Here is a 12,674-nt window from a genome sequence, read left to right on the forward strand (position 1 = left end):
AGAGCCTGTCTGTAAATAATATAGGGTTGAATTAAGCTTTGTTTACGTTTGATGCTTGTGGTCCACGTTGACCTTGTTCTACATCAAATGTAACGTCTTGGCCTTCTTCAAGTGTTTTGAAACCTTCGCCTTGGATAGCTGAGAAATGTACGAATACATCGTCTCCACCTTCACGTTCGATGAATCCAAAACCTTTTTCTGCGTTAAACCATTTTACTTTACCTTGTTCCATTTTTGTTGCCTCCTAGTGTGTTTTCCACACATTATATTACTATCCTTGCTCATTGAATATTAAGGTATTCCTTAAATCTGAACAAAAATAATTCATTATTAGAATAACAGAAAAGGAAATGATAAGCAAGACTGGAACCTATTATGAATAAAACGTCCTGGCTATCAAAATTCACCGTTATATTCTACCCACTCATTTTCACATTAAAACTGTTTCGGCGGTCTTTTTCCCCAATACTGATAAAGGTCTGCACGGATGAAACCATTGAAAAGCTTCCTTTTTTTCGTTGCAGGCTTACCGTAATGCTGTTCAAAGTCAGGATTGGAGGTAATCATGTATACTGACCAAGTATCAAGCTTCTTGAAGGCTTGTCCCATTTCCCTATACATCTGTTCAACGGCTTTTTTCTCACCTAGACGCTCTCCGTAAGGGGGGTTCCCGACAATGACACCATACTCTTTCCTAGTCGAGATATCCCTCACTTGCATTTGTTTGAATTCAACCAGATCTCCAAGACCGGCCTCAAAACTATTCGCTTTAGATATTTCTACCATCCGATGGTCGATATCACAACCGGTTATGTCCAAGTACTGATCATAATCGGCTAAATCTTCAGCCTCAACCCTTGCTTCATCCCATACCTTGCTGTCCATCCACGACCAGGTTTCAGAAACGAACTCCCTGTTAAACCCAGGTGCTATGTTCTGCCCAATTAAGGCAGCCTCGATAGGAATCGTTCCTGATCCACAAAACGGATCAATGAAAGGCATATCCGGTTTCCAATTGGTCAGCATGATTAACGCAGCCGCCAATGTTTCTTTAAGGGGAGCCTCCCCCTGCCCTGTCCGATACCCTCGTTTATGCAAACCTGCACCTGAAGTGTCCATGGTAAGTGTCACTACATCTTTTAAGATAGACACTTCAATTTTAAATAAAGGACCCGTCTCCGCAAACCAAGATACCTGCTTATATTTACTTTTCAATCTATCAACAATCGCCTTTTTGACGATAGCCTGACAATCAGGGACACTGTAGAGCTGGGACTTAACCGATTTCCCACTCACTGGGAACTCGACATCGGCTGATAAGTAATCTTCCCAATTCAAGGCCTTTGTTTTTTCAAACAACTCATCAAATGAATATGCTTTAAATTCTGCGACCTTAATTTTCACCCTGTCTGCACTCCGCAGCCATAAATTAGAGCGGGCAATGGCAGATTGGTCCCCTTTGTAGGTGATTTTACCATTTTCGACTTGACAATCGTAACCAAGATCCCGAACCTCCTTGGCGACAATTGATTCCAATCCCATTGCTGATGTTGCGATAATATCGAATTGTTTCATTAATCCTGCACCTTCTTTCCATTAATCCAAATCAATTGTACCTTTACCTAATTCCTTCATTATAAGAATAAAGAATTGGGAATCGATTTTAGACATGTAAACCTTATTTAAAAGTTCCACCGTCAATTTATTTTTTGCTTAGAATTCGTCATTGATTTCCTGAAAAAAATGTCGTTGTCATCTAGCGAGAGCATTTTTTAAAGTAACCGGAAAATCAACCGCAATAAAATAAAGTTTTACTCAATTATCCATCAAGGTAAACGCTGCAAATATTTATCCATACAGCGAAGGACCATTTATTCACACCAATTATGTATACCTTATAGAGAAATGCTTCCCATTCATTGACCTGAAAATTTGAAGTCATGTCTTAATACCTTCAAATAGAAGCCAAACAGAACCTTTATAAATAGGATGCCCCAGAATCAAGGAATGCTTAACATTTCAACGCTATTTTTAAAAACGTTACGGACAGACGTCAATCAAGCAATTGTCCTCCTGCTAGACACTTTCATTTAAAAAAATCATTCGACTGGAATTGAAACTTGCCAAGTTCTTAGTTTAACACAGCTGAGTTTCAGAAAACGAAAAATAAATTGGAATGCCCCCTTTTTTATTCAAGGGCAATCTCCATAAACAAAAACTCTCCTTTTAAAAGGAGAGTTGTGCTTTTAGTGTTATATGATAACGTTCTGTAAGCCATGTTTTGTTCCTCAGTACTGCAAGCGACTCGCGTCTCGTACTTCGGCGGTAATCATCTATCTACAGAAGCACGGCTTCTGTCCTTCTCCTCGTTCATTTCCAAGGAAGAAAGCGCCCCTACCATTAATTTGGGTTTCTCGCTCGTGGGGTTTACCTCGTTCCACCCTTTACATTTCTGTAAAGGCTCCGTCACTGTGGCACTTTTATAGGTATTCATGCCATATCCAAAAGGACTTAGGCATTTTCCCAGCCGTCAGCAATCCAAGATTGCTGCCCAAGCTTATTTTTTCGCCAGGCACGAACACTACGGACATCTCAGTCCGTGCGAGCATGGACTTTCCTCTACTGCAAAAATGCAGCAGCAATTACCCAAACGTTAACATAACATAATTGATTATACTCCATTATTCATGAAAACACAATACCAAAATCAATTTCACTTTTACAAAGCAAAACCTCAATCAAAAAGCTTGTTTCCGAAAACGTGCTTTTCCAAGTTGGATAACCGTTTAAGGATGTCAAAGTTAGTGGTTCCCGGAGTGGCACTGGGAGCAGGTTGATTTGGACGTTTTGTACTCTCTTCAGCTTGTTTTTTCAATTTAAGATTTTCTTGTTTAAGATCTTCAATTTCCTGATGGAACACTTCATAATCTTTAATGATCAGATCCAGGAATTGATCCACGTCTTCAGGTTTATAACCGCGCATGGCTGGTTTAAAATCTTTCTCAAGAATATCTTTAGCCGTTAATTTTATCTTATCGGATAGCATAAGACTTCACCTCAATACTTTCGCCAATACAATCGACTTTTTATTATTTTTTCAAATCTGCTTGGGTTTGTCAACGAAACACCTTTTTATTTGCATAAGTTTCAGTGAACGATATGTACTCCCATGAATCTGTATCTAAATTTCATCATAATATGAATATGCTTTAGAAACAACTTTTAATCCATAATTATTTTCACTCTGTCATTCTTCGGACCAGCTGCTTTCTTCCGCAGCCAGCTGCAGATCATCAAAGTTTATCTGAAAGATGGGGTAAGGCTGTGTTTCCGCTTTTTTCTTCGCTTCGAAATATGGATATCGGGCTGACCCTTCTTTTTCGGCATCGAAAATGATGAGCATGGCATCGCTTTTATGGACCATATACTTATTTTTGATTTTTAGCTGTTGTGGCCCTTCATATGGCTTGTTGAAAATGGATTCAACAAAATCGGCACGGGCCAAAATGGATCGGTAATAGTCTTGATTCGTCTCATTCCATGACTCTTCCTGTTTCAGGAAAGGAGTAAGCACCCCTAATTTAAGCTGATTATATTCTTCCTGCATTTCGAACACCACTTCGGCACCCCATAGTTCCGTACCCAACTGACCTGATATAATCGCCCATTCCAGCCCATCTTCCACCAATGGCAGAAGACGTTGCTTCATCGCTTTCTTTATATATTTTACGGCTTCATGGTCATTTTTGAAAATCCCGAATTCAAAAGCTTTGTAGCCAGTCATATACAAAACCTTCATTGCTTGGCCAATCTCCCTTATAACATGATTATGTATGAAAACAAGGGCTTAATAAGCCCTTATTTTTTAGTATCCGAAATGCCTAGGCGGACAGCATGGGTTATGCGGCGGCCTTCCACATATCAAGTGTTGATTATAGCACTCGTTCACCACGGATTGAGTATGCGGGAAGTAATGCTTAAACGTGTTCACATGTTTATTGACAGTCGTTGTATGTGATGGATGAACGACAGGAATAACTGTGTTCGATACATTCGTATTAACATGTTGCTGTGTTGGAGAGACTTGAGCTGGGGCAACTTGAGATGGAGATGTTTGTGCTGGACCAAATTGCCCTGGAGACACAGCCGTTGGACTATAGGCTCCCATTACGTTAGAGTTTTTACCGGTTGACGCTCCCATTACGTTATTGGGGTGTTTACCGGTTGATGCGCCCATTACTCCAGGTGCGTTCCCGTATGCACCCATCACATTGTTGGATGCACCCATTACATTGTTGGATGCGCCCATTACATTGTTGGATGCTCCCATTACATGGGGTTTATTTCCTCCACAATTACGAAAATACATTTATAATACGTCCCCTTTCATCATGATAAGTTTAGTCTTACCATTACAGACTATGAGAAAAAGGGGAGACGTGTACTGATGAAATGACCTATTTATACAGAATAAGTATAAAACTATGTATGGCTGTCAATTAGTACACTTTAATTATAATATGGCTAACCCTTCAAATGCACCGAGGGTAATTTTCTATAAAAAGGAATAGAGACTTTCTTTTAATGATGTAAATAAAACAATCGTTAAACAAAGGACTACAAAAAATAGAAATAAAGTCGTTTTATACATTTCTCCGCTCCGCTTTCACCTTAAATTTATATGATGTAAAGGTATGAAATGAATGCCTCGGAATTTCACCCTCAACTCTTTCCATTTTACACATAATAGTTGAAGGCTACAATATTTGTATCCATATTTTTTTTCAGCATTTCGCACTAAAAGACAATTCCGATTCCCTTATCTTATACAGAAATACCCTTAGATTCCTCTTTCTTTTCGAGCCGCCGGATCCTCTTTTCCAATTCCAACTGTTTTTTCCCTGGAATGGTCCCTTCCCTCACCATCTCTTGTTGTGCAATTTTTGCACATTTTAGAGCAGTTCCGACTTCCTTAAATTGATGTTCATATAATTTTGCACATTCAATTTGTGCCTGTATCCTTATTTGCACATTCCCTTTTAGGGCGACTTCCTTCCAAATTTCCAATGCTTCATTGAATTGTTGTTGCTTCTTTTTCTGGAAGGCTAAGGCATGGCCTGCAATTATCCGATCTTCCTCATTTCCCGCTTCCACTATTTTTTCATATGTCTCGACTGACTCCTCTTTTTTACCCAGATAAGCGAGCCAGCGTGCAATTTCCATGGACTCTTCCGTATATCCATCGATTTGGAGAATTTTCCGGGACAAATGAATATACAATGTTATCAGTGATAAGATATCCAATTCATTATGCTTCATGATTCCAAACAAAATTTCTGGATTCTTCCTCTCAACAAAATCAAAATAAATCATCGGTGCCAAATATCCAGGAATATCATCCTCCCTATGCACACCTAGAATATCTGTTTCGACTACTGATAATTTAACTCGTTCCAATTTGTTTTTCCAAAGGCGTCTTGAAGCATGATATAAATCGAAATGTCCGAATTCCGGTAGTTTTGGTACATGTTCCTTTACCAAAGTATGTCTGGTTTTTAGCTGGGGCCAATCAAAGGATTTACCATTATATGTGACAAGCGTTTCGTAATTGATGTTTTCCAGAAAGCTCTGGTAAAGCGGTATTTCACTTCCGGGCTGCGGAAGGATATGTTGTTTCACGACAACTTCTTCACCTTCTAAATAGGCATAACCTAGTAAAAAAATGGTGTTGCCGGCTCCGCCTCCAAGCCCTGTTGTTTCCGTATCGAAGAAAAACAGGTCTTCACTTTTAACGCCCTTAGCGGATAGTGGATGCTCCAAAGAGGTTTGATTCCACTCTTTTACGATCTTTTTCAGCTCAGAAAATGCATATAACCCGTGTTTATGATTTATAGGGTAGCGGACCTCCCTAATGAAACAATAGTCATCATCGAAATGAAAGGAAACGGTATCGTTCTCCTGCCACTTTTCAAGATAAGGAATTTCTTCATTCACTATATGGTTATTTTCTTCTTCGGAAGGATGTTTCACTGGCTCCAGGTTCATATGCGTTTTCATACGGTTCAATTTATTTTTTAATGACATAAACTACACCTCTTTTCACTTATCCCCGCAAACTATGCTTGTTTTTCCTTGAAAAATTGACCCAATAACTGTTTTGCATCACTCTTGGCCGTTTTCGTGGCGGATTCCGTTCCGATACAGGAAGGACAGCCGCTTTCACAAGTACAATTATCGATCATGGATATGGTTTCCAATAGAATGACTTCAGAGTTTTCATATACCTTATCACTTAACCCAATGCCTCCCGGATAACTATCATAGATAAAAATTGTTGGTTTTTCATTATGCGCTGCCTTAACCTGCGGATAAACATGAATATCATGTGGATCGCACATAACATATAGCGGAATCATGTAATTAAGAGCATGGGAAGCGCCTATCATTCCTTGTTCTATTCGATTTTCGTCCCATTCAAATATATCGGGCTCCATGGAAAGCATGGCCGAACTCGTGTGCAGTTCCATCTCAGGGAGACTGATTGGTCCCGAACCAATATTTTCATGAGTTTCAAATTTGATTTTTTTGAAGATCGTAGGCATCGCCCGGATGGCGACATCACCAAAGGCAGCTGCTGTGGAAGCAAAAGTTCGCTGTTTATCCACTTCCAATACAGACAACTGAACGGCAAGGTTAGCATCCGTATAATAGTCCACATTGACTTCACGAACATAAGCTTTTTTTTCCTCCCAATCAAGTTCTTCCACCTGAAATTGCATTCCCTGGTGCAAGTAAATGGCTTCATCGTGGAGAAGGGTCATTGCACTGAACGTATCCATTTCACCTATGACCCGATTAACCGGTGCGTTCGTTTGATCGATGATTACGACATTTTCCTGTGCCGCAGAACGCAGGCTGATATTGCTTGCGGGAAAAGCATCGTTCATCCAATGCCATTTGTCCCCATTCAGGTGTAAGACCCTTTCTTCCGTAAGGAATTCCAGTACGTCCATAATCTCTGTTTTTCCAAAGGTATCGCCTTTTTTAAATGGCAGCTCATATGCTGCACATTTGACATGATCAACCAAGATCAAAAGATTATCTGGATTGATTCTTGCAGTTTCTGGATTTCTGGTAAAAAAGTAATCGGGATTCTGGACGATATATTGATCAAGGGCACTAGAACTGCCGACCATGATGATCAGTGCTTCACCATGCCTTCTTCCTGCTCGTCCCGCCTGTTGCCATGCACTGGATATCGATCCAGGGTAACCAGTCATTATGCAAACCTGGAGCTGGCCGATATCGACACCCAACTCAAGTGCATTCGTAGATATAACCCCATAAATGGAACCATCCCTGAGGCCCTGTTCAATTTCTCTGCGCTGTGTTGGCAGATACCCCCCGCGATAGCCCCTGATCGATTTTGGCCCCAATTGCTTTGAGACGAGTTCCTGTAAATAGGTCAATAGAATTTCCACACGAACCCTGCTTCGCGCAAAAACGATCGTTTGAATTTTATTCTTCAAAAATTCATTTGCGAGCTTCCTGACTTCCAAAACCGCACTCCTTCGAATGTTTAGTGGTTTATTGACTATTGGGGGATTGTAAAACACAAAATGCTTTTTCCCACTTGGGGCCCCGTTATTATCGATGAGGACCATTTTTTTTTCCGTAAGCTCTTCTGCCAACTCTTTTGGGTTATTGATCGTAGCGGAGGTACAGACAAAGACAGGGTCGCTTCCATAAAACTTGCAGATCCTTTTTAATCTTCTTATGACGTTAGCGGTATGACTTCCAAAAACGCCGCGGTAAATATGGAGTTCATCGATGACCACATACTTCAAGTTTTCAAACAAAGAAACCCATTTCGTGTGATGCGGCAAGATTCCGGAATGGAGCATATCAGGATTGGTGATCACGATATGCCCGGCCTGTCGGATTTTTTGCCTGATATTTGAAGGTGTGTCCCCGTCGTACGTATAACTATTTATCTGAGCATCCATTTCATGAATCATTTCGTTCAATTCGCTTTTTTGATCATAACTCAGCGCTTTTGTCGGAAAAATATACAGTGCTCTGGTTTTTTCATCTTCAAGTATTTTTTGAAGGACCGGCAAATTATAGCAAAAGGTTTTACCAGAAGCAGTTGGGGTGACCGCTACAAGGCTATTGCCACTGACAGCTGTATCAAATGCCGTTGCCTGATGCGTATACAACCCATTTATTCCCCGTTTTTCAAGAGCATGCTTGATCTTATCATTCATTCGATCGGGAAAAGGGACATGTTTTGCTTCTTTCGCTTCAATTACTTGCCAATGTACAATATTATCTTTAAAATTTTCATTGGTTTTTAAATCCGTGATGATTTCTTGTAAATTTTTTCGCAGTTTCATATAACCACCTCATACTCCTATTCTATCGAATGAACGTTCTATGCAAAAGGGAAACTATTTCCTATTCAAAAAAAAACAAGAAACGGCAACAGCCCGTTTCCTGCTTAGACTTTTTTCAGTTAATTTTTCTCGACATAGCGAATGATTTCTTCGATTAGTCTGTTTGGAGCTTCCACCATTCCCATATGGCCGCTCCCCTCAAGTATAACTTCATTAATATGACTCCCTTTTACAGAAAAGGTTTTTTCAGCGGGAATCACCTTATCTTGTTCACCTGCAACCAAAAGGACCGGCAGCTTCGTATCTTTAAGTACATGATTTCTGTCTGTTCTGTTCCTCATGGCATGCAAAGATCCGATTGCTCCACTTTCACTGGTTTTATAACCGATTTCCTTAGTATGTTCAATATTTGGATCATCGGAATGAGCGAAAAGCTTTGGTACAAGTCCGTCAATGAAAGCAGGGATTCCATCCATTTCGATTTTCTCAACAGATTTTAAACGTCCCTCCTTACCAGCCTCATCATCCGGAAAAGCTGTAGAATGAATCAGTGAAAAACCAGACAATTTCCCAGGAAACCTTTCGGCGAATGCCAAGGTGACATATCCCCCTAGCGAATGACCAAACATATAAACCTGTCCGATTTTCAGTTCTTCCAAAAATGACGCAATATCAGCAGCCATATCTTCAATTGAGAAAGACTTCCCTATTTCCTCACTTGACCCATGTCCTCGTAAATCAACGGCAACAACCCGGTATTCATCCTTTAATTCAGCAATGATGTCACTCCAATATTCATGACTTCCACAAAATCCATGGATAAACAACAACGTTTTATTTCCTTTCCCGGTATCTATGTAGGAAAGCTTGCTATTTTTTGTCTTATTCATATCAATCCCTCATTTCCTTTATTGATCATTCAGTAACTTTATTCCCTATAGACCCGTATCTAAAACCCAAGAATGCATTCACAATTCTTCAGTCCTCACATAGCCTATAGGCAAAGGAATTTTTTAGGAAGGAGCACCGTGATGACCTCTTCTGAAAAAAAAAATAATCGGAATCGAATAGAACCCTTTACCCATTTCATTAACAAAATGGATCGACTGTTTTCCGAAAGGCCACCTAAAGGTATGCTGCAATCCCTTGACGATTTCTTCGGTTCAACTAAAGAACGCAGCTTTCCGGTTGATGTTCACGAGACGCTTTCAGAATATACCCTTACCGCTACCTTGCCTGGTATTGCACGCAGCCAGATTTCAATTGATGTGCTGACCCATGCAGTAACCATAACTGCAAAGCATGTAGATAGGAAGCACAAAACTCAAGGAATGTTTCAAAAGGAAGTTTCAGCAGGTACATTTTCAAGAACCATTTCCTTTCCAAAAGCGATTGATGAAGCAAAAGTGACCGCACGACATCGCGATGGCATCCTCACGCTTCACCTTCCCAAAATCAGAGGGAATCGTATTGAAATCAATTAGGCAAGATTAAAAGCAGACTTTAAAAAGTGGCTGGGTCACTTGTAAGTCTGCTTTTATACTTTATTCACCATTTAAACTTTGAAGAAGCCCCCTACTCCTTTGACCATTGAAGATACTTGAGAAACTGTATTCATCATTTGTCCAGCTGTATTCATCATCTTCGTTATATCCATTGAGCCATCTTGTGTTTTGAATTGATTCATGACCGATTTGATACCCGATGGCTGTGGCTTTTGCATGAACTGCTGCTTAGGATAAGGATTATAAGCCTGCTGCTGACTTTGTGGGGGCCGTTTAGCTGGCTGCAGCGGATTGGCGAACGGACTAAAAGCTTGCGGCTGCTGATTGGACTGCATTTGTTGCATTTGTTGCATTTGTGGCATTTGCGGCAGTGGCTGCATTACACTGGTGCCCGGATAAGCTCCCACAGGCATCGCCTGCTGCTGAACTGGTTGGAATGGGTGATAGGCCGCTTGCTGATATGGATCATGATATGGCGTCATATAGCCCCCTGTATCCTGGGGAAGATATGGATACATAAATGGTTGTTCAAGATTATGATTATTTGGCGGAGGATACTGCATTGGCTGCTGGTACCCTCCCCAATATTCCGGCATTGATTGAGGATACTGTCCTTGATTTGGGGAGACTTGGTTAAAACCGGATCTCATCATGTTCAATGAGCCCTCCTCTTTTTTCATTACATGGTTCTGATAATATATGAAAAAAGAGGAAATATAGTGTAGGTGATTTTATGATAAAATCCGATCGATTTCCGCTTTTACATTATGAAGGATAAATTCGACCGATTGGATATGACTTTTAAATCGCTTGTAACTGGTTTTAGGAAAGAATGCCTGAACGGCTACATCAGAAAGGTTATGAGCGGTTTGTTCGATTTGCTCGGGGAAAAGATGCTTAAACTCGGTTTCTTTCATCCACTCCTTCATTCCAGTTTCCCATTCGATGCATACGGTCCTGACTTGGTCTGCGAAGGGCTTGACTTCCGAAAAGAAATCCTTTTCCTTTCCTTCCTTGCGTACACCCTCATAGATATCATCGGCTTGGACCGTATATTTTATTAATTGTTCAGTCAATAGCTGCAGTTTTTCTTTTTGCACAATATATTCCTCCGCACGTTTGTTTCCCTTTAGTATAATCCAGTTCTTTATAAAATGATATTCTGTTGGCTTATACGTGCAATTCAGTTAAAACCTTGTGATTAATTATTGATTTTTCCGGAACAATGGAAAAGGAATGGTTTTCACCTTCAACATTCACCCAATAATCCTCGGCTTTTTCAATGGCTTCCTGGGCTTCATTAACTAATGTATATTGCTCTGCCCATAGTTTGCACCGGACTGTATTTACAGTTTCCCCATATGAAATTTCCAAACGATCCAGGCTGGTACTGATCTCAGCTATCATCCTTAATATTTCCTCTGTTGCGACACTTTTATTGACCATGCTGATCCCTCCCATTCTTTACCTGTACTATTCTTTTTTTTATCACAAAGCCCTTCATGACTGACAAAACTAGAAGGGAATCGGCAAAGAAAGTGTAATTCACTTAATTTATTATGCCCTTCGACAACAATGGCAGAATGAAGAATGGAGTTTTAAACAAAAATACAGACAGGAGGTGATTTTATGCAGTCGAATGAAAGCAGACAGCAAAAAAACGAAAAACGACAAAAGCCGCCCACTAAAAAGGCAGGAACGGGGAACCCGAAACTTAGTGGAGAAAACCGCCCCTCAACGTAAGTCTTAAATACTGTACAATAAACAGGGAAGGCTTAATCGACGCCTTCCCTGTTTCCTTTTATAAAAACCAATTCTTGATCATTGCAACTGTGTGCAGCTGCTTTTGTTTATGGTCATACCAATCGGTCAATTGCGGGTCTTCTTCCCATTGAGGTTCAATGAACCAATCCTTTTTAATCTTTTTTTTCAAATCCCATTGCTCCGTCTCACGCACTTGATGATGAATCAATGGATAAACTCCCCTCAGCATCGGGGTTTCATGGTACCTAGGCTTTTTTCGATATCGTTCATAATCATATCTAGCCCCAGTTGGTTCAGTCCTGCAGGAAAATTCATGAAAAAGCGGAAATAAATCTTCAGAAAATAAAAGGCCAGCCAACCTTTTCCCCAATTCAATCCTTTTATCGATATTTCTAAAATGCGAAACGGAAGAGCCATACAGTCTTCCATTGCAGGTAGGAAATAAGACAGTGCTAAAATGCATCCAGTCCTGCAGGAAAAATAATATAGATTGAAAAACGAAAGATTGCTTTTTAATAACCGGTTTTTCAATGATATTTTGTTCATTTATTATAAGCGCAGTGACTAATCTTTCACGATTCCCATATTTCCAAAAGGAATACCATTCATTTGTCATGAATTTAGTAATAAAAAAATAATGACATAAGTGAAACAAAGGACGTTCATACTTCGTCGAATAATGATAGAGAAGCAATTGCGGATAAGCATCTTGAAATATTCTCCAATTGGCATCTTCATACGTTAGAAATAAATGATACCTGTATTTGGGGCTAAGCAAATGGGAAAGCCAAATCCCTTCAAGGTCACACATATTCCAGCCTGCATTTCTAGAAACCATCCCCGCTAAAAAAGACCATTGTATTTCTGGATGCATTTTGAAAAATTGTTCATATGCCTTTGTTCTTGATATATTATCCCTATTCCCTTTAGCGGTTTGGACTTTTATGGAATGGAGCAATTGCTTTTCCGTCTTTAACATTCGCATCTATGTGTCCAGCCTTTCTATAGC

Annotated in this window: 13 protein-coding genes and 1 other RNA gene; 1 reads left to right on the forward strand and 13 read right to left on the reverse strand. The window is 40.1% G+C overall.

The window, feature by feature from the left end:
- Positions 1-31 precede the first annotated feature (31 nt).
- The 9 genes from QUF78_RS16750 to QUF78_RS16790 all read right to left on the reverse strand — a co-directional run bounded on the left by QUF78_RS16750 (position 32) and on the right by QUF78_RS16790 (position 9,286).
- Positions 32-232 (reverse strand): cold-shock protein, encoded by a 201-nt coding sequence (locus QUF78_RS16750; protein ID WP_034307871.1) that lies wholly within the window; start codon positions 230-232, stop codon positions 32-34.
- Positions 233-435: 203 nt separating this feature from the next.
- On the reverse strand, positions 436-1,575 hold the full coding sequence (locus QUF78_RS16755) for a THUMP domain-containing class I SAM-dependent RNA methyltransferase (protein ID WP_289325564.1): 1,140 nt from the start codon (positions 1,573-1,575) through the stop codon (positions 436-438).
- A 690-nt stretch (positions 1,576-2,265) separates the two neighbouring features.
- Positions 2,266-2,654, reverse strand: an RNA gene (gene rnpB, locus QUF78_RS16760) — RNase P RNA component class B.
- A gap of 80 nt (positions 2,655-2,734) precedes the next feature.
- Positions 2,735-3,046: a cell division regulator GpsB gene (gene gpsB / locus QUF78_RS16765; protein WP_289315878.1), complete on the reverse strand. Its 312-nt coding sequence runs from the start codon at positions 3,044-3,046 to the stop codon at positions 2,735-2,737.
- A 201-nt stretch (positions 3,047-3,247) separates the two neighbouring features.
- Positions 3,248-3,799, reverse strand: a complete 552-nt coding sequence (locus QUF78_RS16770) for an SLOG family protein (RefSeq protein ID WP_289325565.1) — start codon at positions 3,797-3,799, stop codon at positions 3,248-3,250.
- 66 nt (positions 3,800-3,865) lie between these two features.
- Positions 3,866-4,369, reverse strand: coding sequence for a CotD family spore coat protein (locus QUF78_RS16775; protein WP_289325566.1), 504 nt, complete (start codon positions 4,367-4,369; stop codon positions 3,866-3,868).
- A gap of 455 nt (positions 4,370-4,824) precedes the next feature.
- Positions 4,825-6,084, reverse strand: coding sequence for a ribonuclease H-like domain-containing protein (locus QUF78_RS16780; RefSeq protein WP_289325567.1), 1,260 nt, complete (start codon positions 6,082-6,084; stop codon positions 4,825-4,827).
- A 32-nt stretch (positions 6,085-6,116) separates the two neighbouring features.
- On the reverse strand, positions 6,117-8,396 hold the full coding sequence (locus QUF78_RS16785) for a DEAD/DEAH box helicase (RefSeq protein ID WP_289325568.1): 2,280 nt from the start codon (positions 8,394-8,396) through the stop codon (positions 6,117-6,119).
- 119 nt (positions 8,397-8,515) lie between these two features.
- The gene (locus QUF78_RS16790; RefSeq protein WP_289325569.1) at positions 8,516-9,286 is read right to left on the reverse strand and encodes an alpha/beta fold hydrolase; all 771 of its coding nucleotides are present in this window, start codon (positions 9,284-9,286) and stop codon (positions 8,516-8,518) included.
- Between the two features lie 207 nt (positions 9,287-9,493).
- On the opposite strand from QUF78_RS16790, the gene QUF78_RS16795 reads away from it, so the two are divergent.
- Positions 9,494-9,880 (forward strand): Hsp20/alpha crystallin family protein, encoded by a 387-nt coding sequence (locus tag QUF78_RS16795; protein WP_289325570.1) that lies wholly within the window; start codon positions 9,494-9,496, stop codon positions 9,878-9,880.
- A gap of 71 nt (positions 9,881-9,951) precedes the next feature.
- Here the strand turns inward: QUF78_RS16795 and QUF78_RS16800 are convergent, their stop codons facing one another.
- The 4 genes from QUF78_RS16800 to QUF78_RS16815 form a co-directional block, all read right to left on the reverse strand.
- The gene (locus QUF78_RS16800; RefSeq protein WP_289327341.1) at positions 9,952-10,554 is read right to left on the reverse strand and encodes a YppG family protein; all 603 of its coding nucleotides are present in this window, start codon (positions 10,552-10,554) and stop codon (positions 9,952-9,954) included.
- Between the two features lie 78 nt (positions 10,555-10,632).
- Positions 10,633-11,001, reverse strand: coding sequence for a YppE family protein (locus QUF78_RS16805; RefSeq protein WP_289315871.1), 369 nt, complete (start codon positions 10,999-11,001; stop codon positions 10,633-10,635).
- Between the two features lie 70 nt (positions 11,002-11,071).
- On the reverse strand, positions 11,072-11,347 hold the full coding sequence (locus QUF78_RS16810; RefSeq protein WP_289325571.1) for a hypothetical protein: 276 nt from the start codon (positions 11,345-11,347) through the stop codon (positions 11,072-11,074).
- A 355-nt stretch (positions 11,348-11,702) separates the two neighbouring features.
- Positions 11,703-12,650 carry a DUF2515 family protein gene (locus QUF78_RS16815; protein ID WP_289325572.1) on the reverse strand — a complete coding sequence of 316 codons (948 nt, stop codon included), beginning with the start codon at positions 12,648-12,650 and terminating at the stop codon, positions 11,703-11,705.
- Between the last annotated feature and the right edge of the window lie 24 nt (positions 12,651-12,674).

Origin of the sequence: Peribacillus sp. ACCC06369, from assembly GCF_030348945.1 — a bacterium.
Taxonomy (GTDB): Bacteria; Bacillota; Bacilli; order Bacillales; family DSM-1321; genus Peribacillus.

Bases quoted from the DNA above. Each gene is read 5' to 3' on its own strand.
- QUF78_RS16750 (WP_034307871.1), bottom strand. From the start codon at position 232: ATGGAACAAGGTAAAGTAAAATGGTTTAACGCAGAAAAAGGTTTTGGA.
- QUF78_RS16755 (WP_289325564.1), bottom strand. From the start codon at position 1,575: ATGAAACAATTCGATATTATCGCAACATCAGCAATGGGATTGGAATCA.
- gpsB (WP_289315878.1), bottom strand. From the start codon at position 3,046: ATGCTATCCGATAAGATAAAATTAACGGCTAAAGATATTCTTGAGAAA.
- QUF78_RS16770 (WP_289325565.1), bottom strand. From the start codon at position 3,799: ATGAAGGTTTTGTATATGACTGGCTACAAAGCTTTTGAATTCGGGATT.
- QUF78_RS16775 (WP_289325566.1), bottom strand. From the start codon at position 4,369: ATGTATTTTCGTAATTGTGGAGGAAATAAACCCCATGTAATGGGAGCA.
- QUF78_RS16780 (WP_289325567.1), bottom strand. From the start codon at position 6,084: ATGTCATTAAAAAATAAATTGAACCGTATGAAAACGCATATGAACCTG.
- QUF78_RS16785 (WP_289325568.1), bottom strand. From the start codon at position 8,396: ATGAAACTGCGAAAAAATTTACAAGAAATCATCACGGATTTAAAAACC.
- QUF78_RS16790 (WP_289325569.1), bottom strand. From the start codon at position 9,286: ATGAATAAGACAAAAAATAGCAAGCTTTCCTACATAGATACCGGGAAA.
- QUF78_RS16795 (WP_289325570.1), top strand. From the start codon at position 9,494: ATGGATCGACTGTTTTCCGAAAGGCCACCTAAAGGTATGCTGCAATCC.
- QUF78_RS16800 (WP_289327341.1), bottom strand. From the start codon at position 10,554: ATGATGAGATCCGGTTTTAACCAAGTCTCCCCAAATCAAGGACAGTAT.
- QUF78_RS16810 (WP_289325571.1), bottom strand. From the start codon at position 11,347: ATGGTCAATAAAAGTGTCGCAACAGAGGAAATATTAAGGATGATAGCT.
- QUF78_RS16815 (WP_289325572.1), bottom strand. From the start codon at position 12,650: ATGCGAATGTTAAAGACGGAAAAGCAATTGCTCCATTCCATAAAAGTC.